The sequence below is a fragment of the Paenibacillus sp. Paensp38 genome, assembly GCF_059491915.1.
Genome location: NZ_CP168516.1, coordinates 4,086,120 through 4,107,063, shown reverse-complemented (window position 1 = coordinate 4,107,063; position 20,944 = coordinate 4,086,120). Strand labels below are relative to the sequence as shown.

Annotated in this window: 22 protein-coding genes; 14 read left to right on the top strand and 8 right to left on the bottom strand. The window is 47.7% G+C overall.

The window, feature by feature from the left end:
* The first annotated feature begins 3 nt into the window (after positions 1–3).
* The gene (locus ACEN8J_RS18170; RefSeq protein ID WP_029517152.1) at positions 4–429 is read left to right on the top strand and encodes an OsmC family protein; all 426 of its coding nucleotides are present in this window, start codon (positions 4–6) and stop codon (positions 427–429) included.
* 183 nt (positions 430–612) lie between these two features.
* Complete coding sequence (locus ACEN8J_RS18165; RefSeq protein ID WP_495593822.1) at positions 613–1,851, top strand: serine hydrolase; 1,239 nt, start codon at positions 613–615, stop codon at positions 1,849–1,851.
* A 63-nt stretch (positions 1,852–1,914) separates the two neighbouring features.
* Here the strand turns inward: ACEN8J_RS18165 and ACEN8J_RS18160 are convergent, their stop codons facing one another.
* From ACEN8J_RS18160 to ACEN8J_RS18140, 5 genes are all read right to left on the bottom strand, one after another.
* Positions 1,915–2,892 (bottom strand): FecCD family ABC transporter permease, encoded by a 978-nt coding sequence (locus tag ACEN8J_RS18160; RefSeq protein ID WP_495593821.1) that lies wholly within the window; start codon positions 2,890–2,892, stop codon positions 1,915–1,917.
* A complete protein-coding gene (locus ACEN8J_RS18155) occupies positions 2,889–3,893 on the bottom strand; it encodes a FecCD family ABC transporter permease (protein WP_322252443.1) in 1,005 nt (334 codons plus the stop codon). The genes ACEN8J_RS18160 and ACEN8J_RS18155 overlap by 4 nt, the downstream gene beginning before the upstream one ends.
* The gene (locus tag ACEN8J_RS18150) at positions 3,890–4,870 is read right to left on the bottom strand and encodes an ABC transporter substrate-binding protein (protein WP_495593820.1); all 981 of its coding nucleotides are present in this window, start codon (positions 4,868–4,870) and stop codon (positions 3,890–3,892) included. Before ACEN8J_RS18150 ends, ACEN8J_RS18155 begins: the two co-directional genes overlap by 4 nt.
* Before the next feature lie 200 nt (positions 4,871–5,070).
* The gene (locus ACEN8J_RS18145) at positions 5,071–5,799 is read right to left on the bottom strand and encodes a response regulator (protein WP_495593819.1); all 729 of its coding nucleotides are present in this window, start codon (positions 5,797–5,799) and stop codon (positions 5,071–5,073) included.
* Positions 5,792–7,465, bottom strand: coding sequence for an ATP-binding protein (locus tag ACEN8J_RS18140; RefSeq protein WP_495593818.1), 1,674 nt, complete (start codon positions 7,463–7,465; stop codon positions 5,792–5,794). The genes ACEN8J_RS18145 and ACEN8J_RS18140 overlap by 8 nt, the downstream gene beginning before the upstream one ends.
* A 161-nt stretch (positions 7,466–7,626) precedes the next feature.
* Between ACEN8J_RS18140 and ACEN8J_RS18135 the strand changes: the two genes are divergently transcribed.
* Complete coding sequence (locus ACEN8J_RS18135; protein ID WP_029517143.1) at positions 7,627–7,920, top strand: putative quinol monooxygenase; 294 nt, start codon at positions 7,627–7,629, stop codon at positions 7,918–7,920.
* A gap of 44 nt (positions 7,921–7,964) precedes the next feature.
* Positions 7,965–8,789 (top strand): aldo/keto reductase, encoded by an 825-nt coding sequence (locus tag ACEN8J_RS18130; protein ID WP_318628212.1) that lies wholly within the window; start codon positions 7,965–7,967, stop codon positions 8,787–8,789.
* A gap of 91 nt (positions 8,790–8,880) precedes the next feature.
* On the opposite strand, the gene ACEN8J_RS18125 is transcribed toward ACEN8J_RS18130, so the two are convergent.
* Positions 8,881–9,534: an SdpI family protein gene (locus ACEN8J_RS18125; protein ID WP_318628213.1), complete on the bottom strand. Its 654-nt coding sequence runs from the start codon at positions 9,532–9,534 to the stop codon at positions 8,881–8,883.
* Positions 9,531–9,842, bottom strand: a complete 312-nt coding sequence (locus ACEN8J_RS18120) for an autorepressor SdpR family transcription factor (RefSeq protein ID WP_029517140.1) — start codon at positions 9,840–9,842, stop codon at positions 9,531–9,533. The genes ACEN8J_RS18125 and ACEN8J_RS18120 overlap by 4 nt, the downstream gene beginning before the upstream one ends.
* Positions 9,843–10,054: 212 nt before the next feature.
* Between ACEN8J_RS18120 and ACEN8J_RS18115 the strand changes: the two genes are divergently transcribed.
* The 10 genes from ACEN8J_RS18115 to ACEN8J_RS18070 all read left to right on the top strand — a co-directional run bounded on the left by ACEN8J_RS18115 (position 10,055) and on the right by ACEN8J_RS18070 (position 20,347).
* Positions 10,055–10,666 (top strand): alpha/beta hydrolase, encoded by a 612-nt coding sequence (locus ACEN8J_RS18115; protein WP_318628214.1) that lies wholly within the window; start codon positions 10,055–10,057, stop codon positions 10,664–10,666.
* A 72-nt stretch (positions 10,667–10,738) separates the two neighbouring features.
* Positions 10,739–10,966, top strand: coding sequence for a small acid-soluble spore protein Tlp (tlp, locus tag ACEN8J_RS18110; RefSeq protein WP_318628215.1), 228 nt, complete (start codon positions 10,739–10,741; stop codon positions 10,964–10,966).
* Positions 10,967–11,203: 237 nt separating this feature from the next.
* Entirely contained in the window at positions 11,204–12,496 is a 1,293-nt protein-coding gene (locus tag ACEN8J_RS18105) for an ABC transporter substrate-binding protein (RefSeq protein WP_069012873.1), read from the top strand.
* 27 nt (positions 12,497–12,523) lie between these two features.
* A complete protein-coding gene (locus ACEN8J_RS18100) occupies positions 12,524–13,486 on the top strand; it encodes a carbohydrate ABC transporter permease (RefSeq protein WP_029517137.1) in 963 nt (320 codons plus the stop codon).
* Between the two features lie 3 nt (positions 13,487–13,489).
* Complete coding sequence (locus ACEN8J_RS18095; RefSeq protein WP_029517136.1) at positions 13,490–14,329, top strand: carbohydrate ABC transporter permease; 840 nt, start codon at positions 13,490–13,492, stop codon at positions 14,327–14,329.
* Positions 14,330–14,539: 210 nt separating this feature from the next.
* Positions 14,540–15,826: a threonine ammonia-lyase IlvA gene (ilvA, locus tag ACEN8J_RS18090; protein ID WP_495593816.1), complete on the top strand. Its 1,287-nt coding sequence runs from the start codon at positions 14,540–14,542 to the stop codon at positions 15,824–15,826.
* A gap of 222 nt (positions 15,827–16,048) precedes the next feature.
* Entirely contained in the window at positions 16,049–17,023 is a 975-nt protein-coding gene (abnA, locus tag ACEN8J_RS18085) for an arabinan endo-1,5-alpha-L-arabinosidase AbnA (protein ID WP_495593815.1), read from the top strand.
* A gap of 201 nt (positions 17,024–17,224) precedes the next feature.
* Positions 17,225–18,310: a FecCD family ABC transporter permease gene (locus tag ACEN8J_RS18080; protein ID WP_495593814.1), complete on the top strand. Its 1,086-nt coding sequence runs from the start codon at positions 17,225–17,227 to the stop codon at positions 18,308–18,310.
* Positions 18,310–19,335: a FecCD family ABC transporter permease gene (locus ACEN8J_RS18075; RefSeq protein ID WP_069012875.1), complete on the top strand. Its 1,026-nt coding sequence runs from the start codon at positions 18,310–18,312 to the stop codon at positions 19,333–19,335. Before ACEN8J_RS18080 ends, ACEN8J_RS18075 begins: the two co-directional genes overlap by 1 nt.
* 64 nt (positions 19,336–19,399) lie before the next feature.
* Positions 19,400–20,347 carry an ABC transporter substrate-binding protein gene (locus tag ACEN8J_RS18070; RefSeq protein WP_340931362.1) on the top strand — a complete coding sequence of 316 codons (948 nt, stop codon included), beginning with the start codon at positions 19,400–19,402 and terminating at the stop codon, positions 20,345–20,347.
* Between the two features lie 161 nt (positions 20,348–20,508).
* On the opposite strand, the gene ACEN8J_RS18065 is transcribed toward ACEN8J_RS18070, so the two are convergent.
* Complete coding sequence (locus ACEN8J_RS18065; protein WP_340931363.1) at positions 20,509–20,940, bottom strand: hypothetical protein; 432 nt, start codon at positions 20,938–20,940, stop codon at positions 20,509–20,511.
* Between the last annotated feature and the right edge of the window lie 4 nt (positions 20,941–20,944).

The following is a 20,944-nucleotide window of genomic DNA, read 5'->3' as shown; positions in this document are numbered from 1 at the left end:
AACATGAAAGTATCTACAACTTGGCACGGCAAACGCGCGTTTACTTCGGAGGGACCATCCGGTTATTCTGTAGGGATGGATGCTACGGCGGCTTATGGCGGTGATGGTAAAGGAATGACACCCATGGAACTGCTATTGGCAGGTCTGGCAGGATGTATGGGTATCGATATCACAATGATTTTGGATCGTTTCTTGTCAGACATTACTCGCATTGATATTGACGCAGAAGGTACGCGCAAGGAAGAAACGCCGACAGGCTTTACAGCGATTGATCTGACATTCCACGTAGATGGAGATATTCCGGATTACCGCGTATGGAAAGCAATTCAGATGGGTAAGGAAAAATATTGTGCCGTATCCGATTCCTTAAAAGCGGAAATTCGAATGCACCTCATTTTGAATGGAACCGAAGTACCCTATCCAGCATAAGTGTTGAAGAATAATGAAAGAGAGTCAGCCTGTGTTATATACAGGAGACTCTCTTTTTTATGTTATTTGAAAATATGACACGTAATGAAACTTTTTGTACTGTGTTTTCGTTTAAAATAGAAATTGAAATATAAAAATGGGAAAATAAACCTATGTATGAAATGCATACAGGGGGAGGTTATAGTGAAACGAAAGTGCCTTATCATAATAGCAACTATTGTGGCTACAGTGCTCATCGTTATGGGTGTGACAACAGGATTACTATCTTTCGTGCAGAATCAAGTGGCTAATCCCCCGAATACCGTCCGACCCACAACTGCGATTGCAGCTGACGTTAAGGAAGAAACGAAGGAACAGGATGCTGCCACGCGTTTACTTCATTTTGTGGAGGCGAATGCAGAAAAGGTTTCGATTACGATTCTGAGAGATGGAAAAAAGCTGGCAGGCCAAGAAGAGAACCGTATGATGCCTTTGGCGAGCACCGTCAAAACGATCATTGCGATTGAATATGCCAAGCAAGCGGCGGTGGGTCAGATTAACCCGGATAAGAGAGTGAAGCTGATTTCGCTGGAAAGGTTTTATTTGCCGGGTTTGGATGGTGGTGCTCATGCGGCGTGGCTACAGGATATGGAAGCTAAAGGGCGGATACAGAATGAAACTGTATCTGTACGCGAGGTTGCCAAGGGGATGATTCAATTCAGTTCCAACGCCAATGCGGAGTATTTAATGGACAAACTGGGGTTGGAAGCGATCAATCGGACGAGAGCCAACTTGGGTTTGCAAAATCATGATCCTATTTATCCTTTTGTATCCTCTATTCTGATTCCTTACGAACGTATGAAGGAGAGCCAAGGTGAGAATTGGAATAATACAAAGAATAATATTTCTGCCAAAGAAGCCATCCAGGCGATGTCTGGCACGGAGTTTCGCCGATATGCCCGTGTGATTCATAACAAGCTGCGCCGTGATGTGAGTGGTTCTTACAAGAGAAACGCAGATATTAAGAACTGGTATGACCAGGATTATGACCGTATCAATACGGATCGTTTTATAGCTTCAACGACAGCCGATTATGCCTTTTTAATGAGTAAGCTGAACCGCCGTCAAGGGTTCACAAAAGTTGAGCAAAAGTTATTGTCCGAGGTCATGGAGAAACCACTTATGGTTCTTCCTGAAAACCAGCAATTTTTGAAACATACTGGGCAAAAAGGTGGCACCACAGCTTACGTTTTGACACTGACAATGTATGCAACAGATAAGGAAGGGCATTTGACAGAGCTAGCTGTCTTTTTTAACGATTTGGATCCTAACACAAATGCCAGCTTGCCTGAAATGATAAATGATTTTAAAAAGAGATTACTACATGATAAATCGTTTACAAAAGAAATTAATCAGCGTATCGGTGTACAGGTGAGAAGGTAACGCAGCTAAACGCTACGGTATAATGCAGCGTTTAACTGCGATGCGCAACTCCTGATCCTCATCCTATCCGCTGCCTTTCTGTTTGCGTTCCCGCAGTAATAGATACAAAAAATATGGCGCGCCAATGACGGCTGTCACGATGCCAGCGGGAATTTCGAGCGGCGGCTTCAGACCCCGTCCGAGCGCGTCGGAGAGGACGAGAATCAGCGCGCCGATCATCGCCGAGCCGGGCAATAGATAGCGGTGGCGATTGCCAAATAACCGTCGTGCCAGATGCGGTGCCAGCAGTCCGATAAATCCGATGGAGCCGATGGCAGCGACACAGGAGGCAGCCAAGGCGACTGACACGGCTAGCAGTCCTGTACGCACACGCTTCACGCTAAGTCCCAGCCCAGCAGAGCTTTCCTCATCTAGGCTCATAATATCCAGCTTGCGCTGTAGTGCATAGGCGAGAGGTAGTAACACGATTAACCACGGCAGTAGCCCATACACTTCGTCCCAGCCTTTGCCCCACAGACTTCCAGCTAGCCAAGTGAGCGTGTCGCTGGCTTCGAGTGGATACTTGACCAGTATATAGTCGGTCGCAGCCTGAAAAATAGCGCCCACCGCCAGTCCGGTCAAGGCTAGCATGTTGGGACGCATGCCTCCCTTCATCGAAAGCTGTACGAGCAACAGTGCAGCTAGCCCGGCACCGACAAAGGCGGCTACAGGCAACAGCGCCACTGGGGATGAGGGCAGCAGTACGATGACGAGAACCGCCGCAAAGCCAGCCCCCTTGGATACACCTACCACATCTGGCGAGGCTAGCGGGTTGCGGATCATACCTTGCAGCAGAACACCGGCTACTGCCAGCCCAGCTCCTGCCATGATGCCCAGTAGGCCGCGCGGCAGCCGATAATGGTGAACGATGAACCAGGAAGAAGCATTCCGGTCAGTCAGAGCCGCGATCAGCTCAGAGGGCGTAATGTAGGTGCTGCCTACGCCTATAGCTATAAAAGCAACACTCAGAATGAGCGCGAGTAAAATCCACAGTTTTTTCATCGTGAAGCCCTCCCGTTCTTATGCGCTAGATATAAAAAGAAGGGCGCACCCACCAGCGCGGTTACAATGCCAACGGGCGATTCATAAGGAAATGCAATAAATCGTCCAAGCACGTCTGCATAGGTCAGCAGAAGACCTCCGCAGATTGCAGACAGGGGGATGATCCGTCTGTAATTGTCGCCTGTAAACATCTTGATGATATTCGGTACCATCAGGCCCACAAAGCCGATGGACCCGGCTACCGCTATGGCAGAGCCTGCCAGCATAATCACTGAGGCCGAGGCCAGTAGACGGACAAGACGTACGTTTTGTCCCAATCCCTGTGCGACCTCCGTCCCGAGGCTCAGCACAGATAGCGAAGGGGCTAGCGCCAGTGCAAGAATCATACCCACGGCGAACCATGGCAGCACCAGACGCGTGTCGGCCCAAGTCGACCCGTCGATGGCTCCGGCGAGCCAATACAGCACATCAGATATTTGCTCGTTAAACACGAGCAGTCCCTGGGTGATGGAGGCCAGCAGCAGATGCACGGCCATCCCGGCTAGGGCCAGCTTGACCGGCGTCATGCCCGCCGTTCCGGCCAGCGCATATACGAAGGAGCCGCCTGCGATGGCCCCGGCGAAAGCAAAATAAATGCTGCCGGACGATCCGATATTCGGCAGCAGCACGACGGACAGCACGACAGCCAGCGAAGCGCCTGAGCTGACCCCGAATACCTGCGGCGAAGCCAGCGGGTTGCGTGTGATGGCCTGCATCAGGGCTCCTGCCACGGCAAGCCCGGCCCCGACGATTAGGCCAATAACGGCACGCGGTAGGCGTACCGTCAAGACAATGAGCTGATCCTTGGACGGGTGCTCGGTGAACAGCGCAGTCAGCATGGTGGGGATGTCCATCCTGACTGGGCCAATCGCCACGCTGAGCAGCAATCCAGCCAGCAACGCAGCGATAAGTGCAAAGAAGACCGGCTTATTCAGCCGGTCGCGTGAGGCTTGTCCGATCAACGGGAGCCGTCTCCTTTACTTTGCGCGGGATACAGAAGCGAAATGGCTTGCTCCAGTATTTTTTCGGCTGAGCCGAGTCCACGGTACCGGGTCCACAGTGCCCGGTTTACTTCGTAAATTTCCCCTTTTTTGACGGCCGTAATGTTTTGCCAAAGCGGGTTTTGCTTCCATTCCGCAATCAGCTTCTCATCGGCTTCCACCAAGAAGATCACATCAGGATCCGCTTGTGAAATCTGTTCAAGCGTAAGCTTGACGGTAGGTTCGCTTGTATTTTGAAGGGCGTTGTGGATACCTGCTTGCTCCAGCAGTTGTCCATCAAAGGATGAAGCGCCGTGAGCCGATAGTGAATCAGAACGGAATACCCCTAGCAATACGCTGCGTGGCTCACCCGCTTGGATGCCTTCTTTCAACTTTTTCATTGTAGCTTTATGCGCCGCGAGAATTTGCTCGCCTTTTTCCTTCTCACCCAACGCATCGGCGATGACACTGAAGGATGCCAGGTTTTGTTCATAGGAGGAATTGCGGCTCTTTAGAACAATGGTCGGAGCAATCTCGCTTAGTTCTTTGTATATGCTTTTATGACGATTCAGATCGGCAATAATCAAATCCGGCTTCAAGGAGCTGATCGTCTCCAGGTTTGGCTGTTTGCGCGTGCCTACTGGTGTGAAGTCGATTTTCTTGCCGAGCAGCCCCTCAATATCATCGTCATTTTCCTGAGCTATGCCGACAGGTGTTACGCCCAGTTGGGTTGTAGCATCGACAAAAGAGAATTCCAAGGTTACGATTCTTTTGGGTGTACCCGTAACTTTGGTTTCTCCCATCTCATGTTTAATCATTCGAGTGTCGCCTGTTGCTTGAGGTGCTGCTGCGCTGTTATCTTGTGACTGGCTTCCACATCCCGCCATAATGACCGTCAGTAGTGCCAGGATCACTGCAAGCAGCATGCCTGTGCGCAGTGGTTGTTTCGGTGTTGCCATATGTTATCCCCCGTTCCAAGTATGCTTATCAGAGAAACTGATAATCATTATCAATTAACCAACTGATGATCATTCTAGCAATCGGGAAGGAGGACGTAAATAATGTGGTCATTTAAACCGTTTTGATCGATTAAATGAATTAAATTCATTAAAATTACGAATAAGAGGAGGGGGAAGTACCGACATCAGAGATGGATGGTTTATGCCTCTCCCCGCTGTCGGCGATAGATACGCTCTGGTCTGCCAACGGTTCCGTACACCTGATCGTGGTGCGCATCGCCACTTTCCACTAAGTACTCCAGATACCTTCTGGCTGTAGAACGGCTCATACCCAGCTCAATTCCCACTGTACCTGTAGTCACCTCACCCCGTCGATTCAGGAGATCTAGCACTTTGTCGCAAGTCACTTTATCGATGCCTTTGGCCCATAGTTCTCCAACTCCGTTCCCTGCCATCCGACCGGTGCCCGCGCTTTGAAGCAAACTGTCAATTTCCGATTGCTCCACCGTGGATTGTTCTTCCTGCCATGTTGTGACTTGTCGCCGAAACCGGGCGTATTCCTTCAAGGTAGCACGCAATCTCTCAAATACAAGCGGCTTCACGATAAAATCAAACACACCTGCACGAACGGCTTGTACCACTGTTTCAGCTTCTTTGGCGGCAGTCAGCATAATAACATCTGTACCCGGATAGTGTTGCTTGATGAACGATAGCAGGGTTAGACCATCCGTATCAGGAAAATAAACATCTAGCACGACTAGAGGAGGACGGAGCACGTCCAGTTGAAGTTTTGCCTCAAATTCGTTTGTCGCGATTGCACATACGGTGAACCCGTCCACCTTTTCAATAAATCGGCGGTTAATCTCCGCAATTCGTGGATCATCTTCAATAATAAGAACCTCAATGTCCGATAAAACCCGCTCATTCATGGGCATAATCTCCTTTTGCATCATTACTCGTATCAGTTCTATGTAAAGGAATGTATACCTCAAAAATACTTCCACCACCAGGCCGTTCGTGCACTTCTATAGAGCCGCCCATTCGTTCAGTGTACTCCTGCACGAGAGCAAGGCCATATCCATGTCCTGCTTCTGCTTTGGTCGAAGCTCCTCTGACAAACAGCTTTTCTTGGATATCGTCCGAAATTCCCGATCCGTTATCTGCAACTTCGACGATGATGGCTTCAGTCGTTTCTTCAAGCCGGAACCAGACCTGTCCATCAGAGATAGAGGACATCGCAACAGCTTCCATGGCATTGTCCAGCAGGTTTCCGACTATGGAAGCGAGAAAGGACCACTCCAACGTAGGAGACTGGGTTGAGAATGCTCCTTTAATATCAGAATGGAGTAAGATCCCTTTTTCCAGCGCCTGTTTCTTCTTGCCGATCAGTAGGCTGGCGATGATTGAATCGGGCAGGAGAGCAGTGGCAATCGGCCTGTGTACACGATATTCCTCTGATTCCTGGGTGATAAAGTCCACCGCTTCGTCATAACACTCCAACTGAATCAGGCCGGATATGAGATACAGCCGATTGGCGTATTCGTGTGTTTGTGATCGCAGTACTTCCGCGTAATCTTTGACCTCTGTCAACTGTTGTGTCATGTGGAGCAGTTCGGTCTTGTCACGTAGACTGGCAACCGTGCCCATGATGCGACCGGAACGATCCTGGATCGGCACACGGCTGACGACTACAATTCGCTGCTGGACTTCAATTTCCTCATTCCATATGTACTGTCCCTGATCTGGCCCCGTCGTTGAATGCTCTACTGTGTAATCGGCAACAAGCATATCAACCAGTACATCCGGAACACCAGTCAAGTGACGAAGGTCGCATCCGTAGATAGAGGTTTCCGACGGGAGTCCGATCAAGCGAGCTGCCTGTGGATTGGCAAGTGTGATTTGTCCATGGCTATTCACCGCAATAATTCCTTCGCCGATGGACTCAATAATGGCTTGCTTTTCCTGGTACAACCGTCCGATCTCCACTGGCTCCAGTCCATGCAGTGCGCGGCGTACCCGTTGCGCTATAATCAGGCTTCCCAATATGCCGATCATCAGAGCACCCACCATTAACCAGAGCCATGCATATGTGTATGTACGAATATTTTGCTGCACATCTGTCATTAAAAAACCTACAGAGACGAGCCCGATGGCCTTACCTTGCTGATCATAAACGGCTGTTTTGGCGCGTATTGACGGTCCAAGAGAGCCCGTCGATTCAGTGATCAAGGACTGCCCTTGCAGTACCTTATCATTCATGGGGTCTATCATAGGCGTGCCGATGCGCTCCGGGTTTACATGCCACTGCCGGATGAGATGGCGATCAGCAATAGTAATAAAATCAGCTCCGCTGCTGGCTTGGACGGGCTTTATGGCCTCGTTGATACGCGAACGCAATTGCGTCGTCTCGGTCCGCTCCAGAGCGTCTCTGACCTGCGCATCTACGGCGAGGGTATTGGCGACGGTTAGCGCCCTTTTTCCGATTTCATCATATAGAGCGGAGGTGATCATATATCGAAAGGATAATCCCAACAGCCCGGTAACTACCAGTACTAAAAGGGATATAAATACTATTAGTTTTGTCTGAAAACGCACATGCCTTCACCGCCGTTAAACAAAATATAGGAGGAACGAATCAGCCGATAATCTCCTTCATACGATCCATTTTACTGCATTACAGAAACGCCCGCACTTTTATTCTATCGAAAGAATGGTCTATAATAGAAATAGTTACATAATACGAGGAGGAACATAATATGATTATTATTCATGCCGATATGAAAGTTTTACCTGAGAAAAGAGAAACTTTTTTGCAACAAACCAAAGGGCTGATCAGCGCATCCCAAGCTGAAGAAGGCAATGTACGTTACACGTTAATGCAGGATCTGAATGATCCCAACGCATTTACGATGGTTGAAGAGTGGAAAGATGCTGCTGCTGTAGATTTCCATAATAATTCTGCCCATTTCCAGGCATTTGTTGCCGCCGCTAAAGAATTGTTGGCTGCTCCGCTTCAAGTGAATGCTTTTCAGGATGCAACTAAACTGTAACCATCCCGTTGGATAATTCATAATCAGGAACAGGAGGAATAGACATGGGGAACATTGCAGATACAACTGTACTGAATAACGGAGTTCAGATGCCTTGGCTTGGTTTTGGTACCTACAAGGCGGAAGGTAATGAGGTCTACGAAGCGGTCAAAACAGCTATTGAGGTCGGTTACCGTCACATTGATACAGCGGCGATCTACGGCAACGAGGAACTGGTTGGACAAGCCATTCGTGATAGTGGAGCGGCTAGAGAAAATCTGTTTGTAACCACCAAGCTATGGAATCAGGATCAGGGCTACGATTCAACACTGCGTGCCTTTGAGGAAAGTCGTAAACGGCTGGGTCTGGATATCATTGATCTGTATCTCATTCATTGGCCTGGTAAGGATAAGTACAAGGAAACCTGGAAAGCATTTGAACGCTTGTATGAAGAAGGAAGTGTACGCGCTATCGGCGTTAGTAACTTCCAAGTTCACCATCTCGAAGACCTCCTCCAAGATAGCAACATGGTTCCTGTCATCAATCAAGTGGAGCTTCACCCACGTCTGACACAACAAGAGCTGCATCAATACTGCCGGGAGCACCAGATTCAGCTAGAATCGTGGAGCCCGCTGATGAAGGGGAAATTAACCGAGCAAGCGGACATCGTTGAGATTGCTGCCAAATACGGTAAAACCTCTTCGCAGGTCATTTTGCGTTGGCATCTGGATCGGGGGATTGTGACGATTCCCAAATCGGTAACCGCGCATCGTATTCGCGAAAATGCTGATTTATTCGATTTTGAACTAACGACTGAGGATATTGACCGAATTAATGGTCTTCATCTGGATGAGCGTGTAGGCACCCATCCCGATAAGCTGTTGTTTTAAATAAATATTCACTTGTAAAAAGAACCTCCCATTCTGCGTTTATCGCGGTTTGGGAGGTTCCTTTTTTAGGTTCAGGTGTGGCTTTGTCTATTTACTTGCTTAGCTTACGATACAACAAGTAAGAATAGAGTACAGGAGAGATAACGGATATGATCAGTACGGTTAGGAAAATGACTACTCCCGCCATTCCACCGATCCATGCCGCCACCAACGCTGAAGCACCGCCAAGCATCATCATAGGCCCCCCGAAACGGTGCGTTTTACGCCATACCTCGGGGTTAGACAGAGTCCACGGCGTGCGGATACCGAACGTATAGTTCGGCTGTACCTGAGTCATATAATTCCCCATCACCATCAGCATCAGGCCTATTAACCCTAAAATTATAGCATTCATTTGCAGTCGTATATTCAGGTTATACAGCAGCATTCCCCATCCAGCTACAGCGAGAACTACAGAAACACCTGCACGCGTAACTTCATAGGCTTTTGAAAATTTCTCATAATTAGCTCTGTTGGGGTCCATGTGGCGTGCCAATCGAATGACCAGCGGGACTAGGCCCAACAACACGAGCATGATAATAGAACCACTTTTGCTCGTATATCCGTCTGCTGTATTGTTAAAGTTAATATGCGAGGCTAGAACATTGGGAAGCCGGTCGTACAGCAGTATAGCGCCTATGGCGGGTGATAAGGCAATCAAAGTTGTCAAAACATCCGTCAAGCTCCAAGGTGTTCGAAATTTCATTCAGATTCCTCCCCATCCTTAATATGATTCACATTTTTCCTGGCAGGGGTATCGGAGTGGGCTATACTGAACATCCAACCGATGACATCCGCCACAACCGTTGTATGCAGGGTGTATATAATGTTTTGCCCCTGTCGTTCATCCAGCACCAGCCCAGCCTGCTTTAGGATATTGAGATGGTGGGAGATGCTGGGTTTGCTAATTTGAAAATGTTCAGCTACTTCGCCTGCGCTCATGCTTTTTTCCTTTAAAAGCTGCAAGATTGTACGCCGGGTCGGATCAGCCAAAGCTTTGAAGGCATCGTTCAAAATACATTTCCTCCTTTAGATATTTAGATAATATTCTAAATATCTAACACCATAGTAAAATACAGCTATACTACATGTCAATGGAACAAGACATCATTTTAGAAAAAATTAACGAGGTCAATTATGTTTGTATAAAGTAGTGAAATGGGCTATAATCAATTTATACAAAAATAAGATTCTTAATTTAAATTTAATTAGAGGAGGGAATAGATATGAAACACGTCTTTCGTAAAGGAAATGATCCGCAAGCCCCGGTTATTTTGCTGTTGCATGGTACAGGCGGGAATGAACAAGACTTAATACCTTTGGCTGAGATGGTAGCACCGGGAGCTTCTGTGTTAGGCGTAAGAGGAAATGTGCTGGAAAATGGGATGCCGCGTTTCTTTCGCCGTTTGGCAGAAGGAGTGTTCGACATTGAGGATCTCGTATTTCGTACCAAAGAACTGAGCGAATTTGTGGACACAGCTGCAGAGCAATACGATTTTGACCGTAATAACGTGGTGGCTCTGGGCTATTCCAATGGTGCAAACATAGCCGCCAGCATGCTCTTTCACGATGCAAAAGCGTTACGCGGAGCTATTTTGCACCATGCAATGGTGCCGTTGCGTGGGCTGGACTTGCCTGAATTGAATGGTGTCCCTGTATTTCTGTCTTCCGGTGAAAATGACCCGATTGTTCCGACTTTGGAATCCCGGGAGCTGCAAGCATTATTGGAGGGAGCCGGAGCGCAGGTGGAAGCATATTGGGAACGCAATGGTCATCAATTGACCCGTACAGAAGCTGCCGCCGCAGGCCAATGGTTTGGAAAGCATTTTAATGTATAAAATAACTCGATAACGATCAAGCTACGGTTTAGCGCTCCCGTGAGCGATTCTATATTAGGAGGCGTCAAACCAATGGCAAAACCGGATAATCGAGCCGATAATGTTGAACACTTGCAACAAAGTATTCAGAACACACAGCAGAACCTGCGTGAAGCTGAAGGATATCTAAATGAATTTTCCTCTGAAATCAGCAACGAGGAGCGTCAGCAGATCGAAGAAAAAAATAATCGTCGTAAAGAAAGTATTAGATCATTTCGCGAAGAAGTGAAGGACGAAGCAGCTCATTCCCAAGAGCAGTAAAAATAGAGAGGCCCAACTTCGAGTTTTAATTCGGGTGGGGCCTTTTTTTTATGCAAAAATCATCATAACTGTATTCATTTCAATTGCCCCCTATAATGCAGTGGAGACGCTAATCTTCGTTGAAAATAAAAATTTTATAAATAATGTTGTTGTAAACTAATTTGTATTGATGTTAAATAATAAAAGAAAGCGCAATCATTTATGAATTAGGATTTCATCATGCGAAGGGGGAAGGATATGCTGCTGCGAAGAAAAAGCATGGCTTTGATGCTTATGGCGGTGGTTTTGATGGCTGGACTGCTGCAAGGCTGTTCTTTCAAGACCGATGAAAAGGAAGGGCCGGGAACAGAACTTGTATTATGGACGTTCAATGAACTGCATGAGAAGTTTTTTCTGCAAATGGCTGACCAATGGAACCAACAGCACCCTGATGAATTGATTAATTTGAAAGCGAATACATTTCCTTATGACAACCATCACAGCAAGCTGTCGATTGCGCTGCAATCGGGGGTGGGAGCGCCGGATATCGCGGATATTGAGGTGAACAAGATCGGTAATTTCCTCAAAGGGATACCGCAACTGGTCCCGCTCAATCCGGTGATTGACCCCGAGATCAATAACATTGTACCTTCCAGAGTACAGATTTACGGCAAAGACGGTAAATATTACGGCATTGACTTCCACGTTGGAGCCGAAGTGATGTATTACAATAAAGAGATTATGGACCAGGCGGGGGTAAACCCGGATTCCATCGTCACCTGGGCAGACTATGCTGCTGCAGGCAAGCAAGTACTTGCGAAAACAGGCAAGCCAATGGCGACCTTAGAAACGAATGACCTGTGGAGCTATTGGCCGATGATCTCCCAGCAAAATTCAGATTTTCTGGATGACAAGGGCGAGTTGACGTTGGATAACGAAACCAATATTAAAACACTTGAGTTTCTTCAACAGATGGTAAAAGACAAAGTCGCTATTCCCTCACCGGGCGGCGGGCATCATATGGAGGAATACTACGGGTTTATGAACAAAGGCGGGGCTGCTTCGGTATGGATGCCGATGTGGTACATGGGGCGTTTTACGGATTACATGCCTGACCTGAAAGGTAAAATTATCATCAGACCCATGCCGGCGTGGGAAAAAGGCGGCTATCGCTCAGCGGGTATGGGCGGAACCGGAACGGTAGTCACGAACCAATCAGAGCACCAGGATCTGGCGATGCGTTTTCTAGCCTTTGCCAAGCTGTCCAAGCAAGGGAATGTGGAGATTTGGAAGCAGCTAGGGTTTGATCCCATCCGCAGTGAAGTGTGGACAATGCCGGAAGCCAAAGCCAAAAACAAATTTACGGAGTATTTCGGAACAAATATTTTTGACACGCTGATCGAAGTCAAAGATGAGATCAATGCGGTGCATATTGGACCGAAAACGCCTGACATCGCCAGTGCTGTACGCAATAAAATACTTTATCGGACACTACAGAGTGGCGAAGATCCAGCCACGGTGCTGCATGAGCTAGCAGATGAACTGAGATAGACCCCAACAGGAAAGGGAGTGAGATTCATGGCAACGCCCGTTCATACGAACGCTAATGTACCGACAGGTCAGCCGCCAAAAACTCAGCGTCCGGCCAGAAGCCAATGGAGCCGATTTATTCATTCCAGTCGTACGGCACCGTATGTGTTTGTCCTTCCATTTTTACTGTCCTTTGCGTTATTTTTTGCCTATCCGGTCATCTCGACGGTCATTATGAGCTTCCAGGAAGTCCTGCCAGGGATAACAACTTATGTTGGACTGGAAAATTATAAGGACTTAATCAATCCTACGTTTGGAAAGGCGATATTGAATAGCGTCCTGTACACGCTGCTTACACTGGTCGTGCTGATTCCTCTGCCGCTGGTATTGGCAGTATTGCTGAATTCGCCTAAAATGCCGGGCAGAGGGTTGTTTCGCTCCGTGATGTTTATACCTGCACTAACCTCGGTGGTGGTAGCAGGAACGATCTTCCGCCTCATGTTCGGGGAATTGGATGGTTCGCTGATGAACTCCCTGTTGGGGGTCTTCGGTCTGGAGCCGTATAAATGGCTAATGAACGCCAACACCGGCTTTTTAGCGTTGATCGTGCTGGCCTTGTGGAGATGGTTGGGCGTAAATATGCTGTACTACATGTCGGGACTCCAGAACATTCCCCCCGAGTTGTATGAAGCTGCGCAGATTGATGGAGCCAGTCGATTCGATTCATTTTGGCGGATTACGATTCCTATGCTGAAACCAGTGACGATCTACGTATTTACGATTAGCATTTATGCGGGGTTGTCCATGTTCACGGAAAGCTACATGTTGTGGAACGGAAATAACTCCCCGAACGATATTGGTTTAACGATTGTTGGCTATCTCTATCGCCAAGGTCTGGAGCAGAACAGTATGGGCTTCGGAGCTGCGGTGGGCATTGTATTGCTCGTATTTACACTCGTGCTGAACCTGATCCAGCTCAAATTTTTCGGCATGTTCCGGAAGGAGGATTAAGCGATGGCTCAGAAACAAAAAGGCTCATTATCCGCATTGCTCGTTGTCCTGTTTATTCTGTTTGCCGGGTTTGCCCTGTTTCCGCTATTTGCCGTGACGCTTGCCTCGTTCAAGCCATCTACGGAGCTGTTGCGCTACGGCTTGAATCTTAAGCTGGAGTGGGACATCATGTCCTTGAAAAACTATGCGTTCATCTTTCAGGGGACGACGGATTATTTTCAATGGTACTGGAACAGTATTGTTATTACCGTCTTGTTTACGGTGTTATGTCTGATATTGTCCGCGATGGTGGGCTATGGTCTGGAGATGTACCGTTTTAGATTGAAAAATGTGATTTTCACACTGGTGCTGGTTGTAATGATGATTCCGGTAGAAATTATCATGCTGCCGCTCTACAAGCTAATGATCGGCATGAAGCTGATTAATACAGTATGGGGTGTAATTCTACCCTTCGTCGTCGCGCCGATCCCAATCTTTTTCTTCCGTCAATATTTGAGTGGAGTACCCAAGGATTTTATGGATGCTGCGCGGGTTGACGGCTGCTCAGAATATGGCATTTTCGTACGCATTATGATGCCTCTAATGGCGCCTGCATTTGCGGCAATGGCTATTTTGCAGGCGATGAACAGTTGGAATAACTTCCTGTGGCCGATGATTGTATTGCGGACCAACGACATGCTGACACTGCCCATTGGACTGTCCAGTCTGCTGACGCCATATGGCAACAATTATGATGTGCTGATTGCGGGCTCCGTTTTGGCTATTTTACCGATTCTGGTCGTGTTTCTATTCTTCCAGCGTTACTTTATTGAAGGAATGACGGCAGGTGGAGTAAAAGGGTAATCGGAAAGGTATTCAATGGAGCGATTGAATACAAGAAATGTGCAACGTCAGAAAAGGCTGATCGGGCATTGATCCCGGTCTGCCTTTTTTTAGATTCGATTGATTTTCATTCTCATTTTCATGCTATCATCTGCACAAGCTATGGGTAACGTGGTATGATATTTGAAAGATTTCAAATACAGAAATATTCAGGCGGAGCGTGGAGAACCTATGGAACCAACAGAAACCCAGAAAACTGACCCGGACATGGCGTCAACCGTTGGCATGGAGGATATTGTACGGGCGCATCATATGCTGCGTGAGGTGATTGTACGTACACCTTTACAGAGGGATGCCGTCCTATCGGCCAAATATAACTGTAATGTGTATCTGAAAAGAGAGGATCTCCAAGTCGTGCGGTCCTTTAAAATCCGTGGTGCTTACAACATGATTCGTAGCTTGACTCCCGGACAAATGGAAAAAGGCATCGTGTGTGCGAGTGCAGGGAATCATGCGCAAGGTGTGGCTTTTTCATGTAATGCACTTGGTATCCACGGTAAAATATTTATGCCGAGTACAACGCCTAATCAGAAAGTGAAGCAGGTTCGTCGCTTTGGGGGAAGCAGTGTAGAGGTCATTTTGACTGGAGATACGTTTGACGATGCCTATGATGAGGCCATGAAGGTGTGTAGCGAGCAGGCAATGACCTTCATCCATCCGTTTGATCAGCCGAAAATTATTGCGGGCAATGGTACGATTGCGATGGAAGTGATGGAGAGTCTAGATACACCTATGGACTATGTGTTCGTAACGATTGGCGGCGGCGGTTTGGCGGCAGGCGTAGGTACGTATGTTAAAACCGTGAGTCCATCCACCAAGGTAATTGGTGTGGAACCCCTTGGCGCGGCGTCGATGACGGAAGCGATGCGTTTACACAAGGTGGTTACACTGGATCAAATAGACAAGTTTGTTGACGGAGCTGCGGTGAAGCGTGTGGGTCAGCTGACATACGATATTTGTAAACATACCTTGGACGATATTGTGAAGGTACCGGAAGGTAAAGCATGTACCGCGATTCTGGAGCTGTATAATGAAAATGCGATTGTTGTGGAGCCTGCGGGTTCACTGCCTGTTGCAGCACTTGATCTGTACCGCGAGCAGATTCAAGGCAAAACGGTTGTCTGTATCGTCAGCGGTGGTAACAACGATATAGATCGAATGCAGGAGATTAAGGAACGGTCCCTAATTTACGAAGGACTGAAGCATTATTTTATGGTGAATTTCCCGCAAAGAGCTGGGGCACTGCGTGAGTTTCTACAGGATGTGCTTGGACCGGACGACGATATTACTAGGTTTGAATATACGAAAAAGAATGATAAGGAAAATGGACCAGCTCTGGTCGGCATTGAGCTGTTCCACAAGGAAGACTATTTTCCTTTAATTGAACGAATGAACCGCAAGGGGCTTAAATATACGGAACTGAATAAAAACGAAAATCTATTTAATATGCTAATTTGAAAAGGAGCCTGCGGGCTCCTTTTTTTGTATCAGGATTTTGCAAAATCCTCGTATGTAAAGCGTTATGCGTAGTTTATAAATTTCTTTTTATTTGAAATAAAGCGTTTACAAAACAGAATGTGATAGGTTAATATATGGGTAACTTCATAAGTATAAACACTAATGTAATAGGTGTGTCACCTGAATTTCATTATAAGATACTCATTCGGAGGTGCGAAAGAAATGTTGAAAGCATGGAAAAAATCAGTACGGAGTAAATTGACCCGAACGGCGTTTGCTGCTGTAAGCTCGGCTGCTTTGTTACTTTCAGTGATGCCATCTGCATCCGCAGAGCACTGGGCGTTAACTGGTGATGTGGCAGTACATGATCCGTCCATTACGAAGGAAGGCAACGCTTGGTATATTTTCTCCACAGGGCAGGGGATACAGGTTCAAAGATCGGACGACGGACGCAATTTTTACAGATTGCCGCAAATATTCCTGTCGCCGCCATCATGGTGGAAATCGTATGTACCTAAGCAAAAGCCTAACGATGTGTGGGCACCGGACGCTCAGAAGTACAATGGACGTGTCTGGGTTTACTATTCCATTTCAACTTTCGGGTCGCGCACTTCGGCCATTGGATTAACTTCAGCAACAAGCATTGGTGCGGGAAGCTGGAGAGATGATGGACTCGTGCTGCGTACGACGGATGCCAACGATTATAATGCGATTGACCCGAATCTCGTCATTGATGCTTCCGGTAACCCGTGGCTTTCCTTTGGTTCATGGAATTCAGGCTTGAAAGTGACTCGACTGGATAAAAATACGATGAAGCCTACGGGCCAGATCTATTCTATCGCCAAGCGTACGGCTGGTGGTTTGGAAGCGCCACATGTTACATACCGGGACGGCTATTATTATCTGTTTGCTTCCATTGATAACTGCTGCAAAGGCGTAGACAGTAATTATAAGATTATTTACGGGCGCTCTACTAGTATTACCGGACCGTATGTGGACAAGAGCGGCGAAAGCCTGATGGACGGCGGCGGAACGATACTGGATGCGGGGAATGACCGTTGGAAGGGACCTGGCGGCCAATCCGTCTATAACAACAGTGTCATTGCGCGTCATGCCTATGATGCCACTGATAAAGGAAATCCAAAACTTCTGATTAGTGATTTGAAATGGGATTCGGCAGGCTGGCCTACGTACTAAAGAGAGGACCGTTTGGAGTCACCTATGTAGTAAAATCATATAGATATATTCAAAAACTGTTCCTCTTATGGGGAACAGTTTTTGGCTTGCAATGTCATAGAAACATGCTATTATGTATCAAGTTGATAATAATTATCATTATCGTTATCATTTTGGAAAACGTAATGATTTTTTCAGGTACGGAGGGAGTGACCTCATCAAATGCAGTCTAAAGACAGCATGGACAAACATACAGCTCGGACAGAGAGGGCAGTTCCTGAAGTAGTCATAACAGCACGTCCAGTACTTCGAGCGGGTAGGATTCGGCAGGCGTTGTTGTTCACAGCTTCGGCTGTATTGTTGGGTTTGGCCATATTCGCCGCCATTTCTCTCGGAGCCAAGGACTTGACCGTAAGCACCGTGTGGTCGGCAGTATTTCACTATGATCGTTCGCTGATGACACATCAGATCATTCATGAGTTGAGATTGCCGCGTGTACTCGGTGCAGCTGTTATTGGAGCTGCGCTTGCGGTTGCAGGTTCTCTGATTCAGGGCATTACGCGCAACCCGCTGGGAGATACAGGTGTGCTGGGCATTAACGCAGGAGCGATGTTTGTAGTTGCAGTGAGTTTTGCCTTTTTTCCCGATCTTCCTTATGGGACGTTAATAGTATTGTCGTTCCTGGGGGCGCTGATGAGTACCTTACTGGTATTTGGTCTGGGAGCATCTGCGCCTGGTGGATTGACACCTATGAGACTGACGGTGTCTGGAGCTGTGACGGCTGCCCTGTTAGGTTCCATGACTTCGGGGATTGCGATTTATTTTGATTTAAGTCAGGATTTAGCCTTCTGGTATGCGGGTGGTGTAGCCGGGATCAAATGGTCGCAGCTTGAGATTCTTGCACCGATTTTGCTTATTGTGATCGCCTGGTCTATGGGGCTGGCACGTTCTATTTCGCTGATTTCGATGGGCGATGAGGTGGCGTTAAACCTTGGGTTGAATCTCAGGCGCATTCGGCTTTTGGGTCTGCTGACCGTAGTGGTACTGGCGGGACTCTCTGTATCGGCTGCTGGAGCCATCGGCTTTGTAGGTTTGGTTATCCCACATATCGCTCGCAAGCTAATCGGTGTAAATTATCGCCAGATCGTGCCGCTGTCTGCGTTATTGGGAGCCGTGTTACTGGTGCTGGCAGATTTGGGAGCGAGAATGGCAAATCCGCCAGAGGAGCTAGCAATTGGAATTATGGTGTCTTTTATCGGAGTACCCTTTTTCCTCTTTCTCGCCCGTAAGGAAAGGAGGGATTTATAGTGAGTCGCTCTTTAGGGATTGGAGACACGAGAACGAAAAAGGCTTGGCTCGTTTGTTTGGTATTGGCGGGAATCAGCTTTGCCGTCCTTGTTTTGGGTTTGAATACCGGAACGATTCGTATTCCACCGCTACGCGTGCTGGATACGTTGTTTGGCGGTGGCAGCGGACGTGATCATATCGTTCTGTTCGAGTATCGTCTGCCTCGTATTGCTGTAACGGTGCTGGCTGGAGCGGGACTAGGCGCAGCCGGGGCGGTCATGCAAGGCTTGTCGCGGAACGCACTTGCTGATCCGGGAGTGCTCGGTCTTCATGCAGGGGCTGCGTTGGGACTGGTAATGTTCGTTAGCTTTTTTCGCGACTTGGACGGTTCGGCCGCCGTCCTGATCCCCTTGTTTACCTTTGCAGGAGGTGTCATTGCGGCGGTGCTGATTGTTTTGTTGTCCTATAGCCGTAACAGAGGAATCGTGCCAGTGCGTCTGATTTTGTCCGGTATCGGTGTAGCCTCGGGCCTTAGCGCTATAACGCTGTATTGGTCCTTGCGGCTGGATGAGGATACATACGCATTTACCGCACGTTGGTTGGCTGGCAGCGTTTGGGGCCGGGACTGGATACATGCAGCAGCTTTGCTGCCTTGGTTAGTCATTGTATTACCCTACGTTCTGTCGCAGACGCGCAGTCTGAATAACCTGTCGTTGGGTGACGAGACCGCGGCTGGAATCGGTACAAGTGTGAAGCGCCAGCGCCTATTACTGCTAGGCGCAGCTGTGGCTCTATCTAGTGCCAGTGTATCTATGGCCGGAGGCATTGGCTTTATCGGGCTCATTGCGCCTCATCTGGCTCGCCGCCTGGTTGGGCCGATGTACCAGCATTTGCTGCCAGTAGCCTGTTTGGTCGGGGTCGTCATTCTGGTCACCGCCGACACGATTGGGCGTTCGGTGTTTCAGCCAAATGCGATTCCCGCAGGTGTGGTGGTTGCTGTGGTAGGAGCTCCGTATTTTTTATTCCTGTTGTCCCGAACAAAATGACAGAAGAAGGCTTCTATATTGATCATTATAATGTAGAGTTTCTATAGCATAGGAGAGAATAAACATGAGAAAACACAGATTTGAGGGTTCAGGTTTTAAACGTTCATGGGTAGTCACAACTCTTGTTGTATGCATGATCATGCTATCTGCTTGCGGACAAGCAGCCGACAAACAGACTGCCGATACGAAAGCGGCGGACAGTGCGCAGACAACCATTAGTGCGGATTCGCGTATTGCTTCGATGTCAATTCATTTGACGAACAACCTGCTGGCATTGGGCATTACTCCGGCTGGTTCGGTCATTGGCGGAGATGTGAAGGATTTTCTACCGCATGTAAAAGATCGTCTTCAAAGTACCCGTAAGCTAGGTGTTGTCACTGATCCGGATATGGAAGCGGTACTGGAGCTTCAACCTGATCATATTTTCTTAGACAAAAAATATTCGGGAACCGATGTGGCCAAGTTTGAAAAAATTGCGCCGACCGACGTTTTTGATCTGGATGAAGGCACATGGAAAGATCAATTGAAAAAAATAGCCGTTATGGTCAAACATGAAGCACAGGCAGACGCATTTCTAAAAGACTATGATACACAGAGGGAACGAGTCAAAAAGCTGATTCATTCAAAAATTGGGGACGGAACGGTTATGGCTGTACGTGTGACGGCGAAAGAGGTTCGTGTTATGGGGATGAAGCGTCCGGTAGGACCGCTGTTATATCAGGATTTGGGCTTGAAGCCAGCCAAAGGTGTAGAAAAGATCAACAAGGCTTATCAGGTGGTTTCCCAAGAGGTTTTACCGGATTATGATGCCGATGCGATTCTTGTTATCATCAGTAAAGGCGCGGATGCCCAAAAGGTATACAAGCAGCTGAAAGGAAACACAGTATGGCAAGGTCTCAAAGCGGTGAAGCAAGGGCATGTCTACATGTTGGACGGACAGCCTTGGCTGGACTATTCCGCAATGGGACACAAAATTGCTCTGGATAATGCAGAACAACTATTTTCCAAATAAGTTCTAAAATATATCAAGCCGTATTCCTCCATGCAGCTTCTTGCAGGCCAGGAATACGGCTTTTTGGCGCACACCCCAGCTGTAAGTCGATTGCCTGATCGAAATGAAAAGGAGCTGCTATGACCCAAAATGGGGCAGCTCCATATAATGAAAATTGCGGGCTATGAACGTTTTTTACGCAGAAAAATTGGTTTGAGTCCAATAAAGCCGATGGCGGCGAGAATTAAATTTACCCAAGGTGAGATCCTGAATACTGGCAGTACACTGCGCAGCGCTAGTCCGGCGACAAGAATCACGACAACTAACACAATATACATCAAGATGGATTTAAGATTCATCTGGGGCTTTACGGGGACGGGGTTTGGATGTTGTATCTCCTCGCCTTCTTCGGGACGATCCATAAAATTCATCAGGGCTTCAACGAGTAGAATGGCTCCTGCGGCGATGATGATAAGAGTGGATAGGCTGATTTCTTCAAAGGGTTTGAGATCTCCGCCTGTAAAGGTGACAAACCATCCGATAATCGCCTGTGTCAAAAAAAACATGGACAAGGCAACCCATGCAATAAGCGTATAATTTTTTGCTTTATTCATTGCT

Bases quoted from the DNA above. Each gene is read 5' to 3' on its own strand.
- ACEN8J_RS18170 (WP_029517152.1), top strand. From the start codon at position 4: ATGAAAGTATCTACAACTTGGCACGGCAAACGCGCGTTTACTTCGGAG.
- ACEN8J_RS18160 (WP_495593821.1), bottom strand. From the start codon at position 2,892: ATGAAAAAACTGTGGATTTTACTCGCGCTCATTCTGAGTGTTGCTTTT.
- ACEN8J_RS18150 (WP_495593820.1), bottom strand. From the start codon at position 4,870: ATGGCAACACCGAAACAACCACTGCGCACAGGCATGCTGCTTGCAGTG.
- ACEN8J_RS18145 (WP_495593819.1), bottom strand. From the start codon at position 5,799: ATGAATGAGCGGGTTTTATCGGACATTGAGGTTCTTATTATTGAAGAT.
- ACEN8J_RS18135 (WP_029517143.1), top strand. From the start codon at position 7,627: ATGATTATTATTCATGCCGATATGAAAGTTTTACCTGAGAAAAGAGAA.
- ACEN8J_RS18130 (WP_318628212.1), top strand. From the start codon at position 7,965: ATGGGGAACATTGCAGATACAACTGTACTGAATAACGGAGTTCAGATG.
- ACEN8J_RS18125 (WP_318628213.1), bottom strand. From the start codon at position 9,534: ATGAAATTTCGAACACCTTGGAGCTTGACGGATGTTTTGACAACTTTG.
- ACEN8J_RS18115 (WP_318628214.1), top strand. From the start codon at position 10,055: ATGAAACACGTCTTTCGTAAAGGAAATGATCCGCAAGCCCCGGTTATT.
- tlp (WP_318628215.1), top strand. From the start codon at position 10,739: ATGGCAAAACCGGATAATCGAGCCGATAATGTTGAACACTTGCAACAA.
- ACEN8J_RS18105 (WP_069012873.1), top strand. From the start codon at position 11,204: ATGCTGCTGCGAAGAAAAAGCATGGCTTTGATGCTTATGGCGGTGGTT.
- ACEN8J_RS18100 (WP_029517137.1), top strand. From the start codon at position 12,524: ATGGCAACGCCCGTTCATACGAACGCTAATGTACCGACAGGTCAGCCG.
- ACEN8J_RS18095 (WP_029517136.1), top strand. From the start codon at position 13,490: ATGGCTCAGAAACAAAAAGGCTCATTATCCGCATTGCTCGTTGTCCTG.
- ilvA (WP_495593816.1), top strand. From the start codon at position 14,540: ATGGAACCAACAGAAACCCAGAAAACTGACCCGGACATGGCGTCAACC.
- abnA (WP_495593815.1), top strand. From the start codon at position 16,049: ATGTTGAAAGCATGGAAAAAATCAGTACGGAGTAAATTGACCCGAACG.
- ACEN8J_RS18080 (WP_495593814.1), top strand. From the start codon at position 17,225: ATGCAGTCTAAAGACAGCATGGACAAACATACAGCTCGGACAGAGAGG.
- ACEN8J_RS18070 (WP_340931362.1), top strand. From the start codon at position 19,400: ATGAGAAAACACAGATTTGAGGGTTCAGGTTTTAAACGTTCATGGGTA.
- ACEN8J_RS18065 (WP_340931363.1), bottom strand. From the start codon at position 20,940: ATGAATAAAGCAAAAAATTATACGCTTATTGCATGGGTTGCCTTGTCC.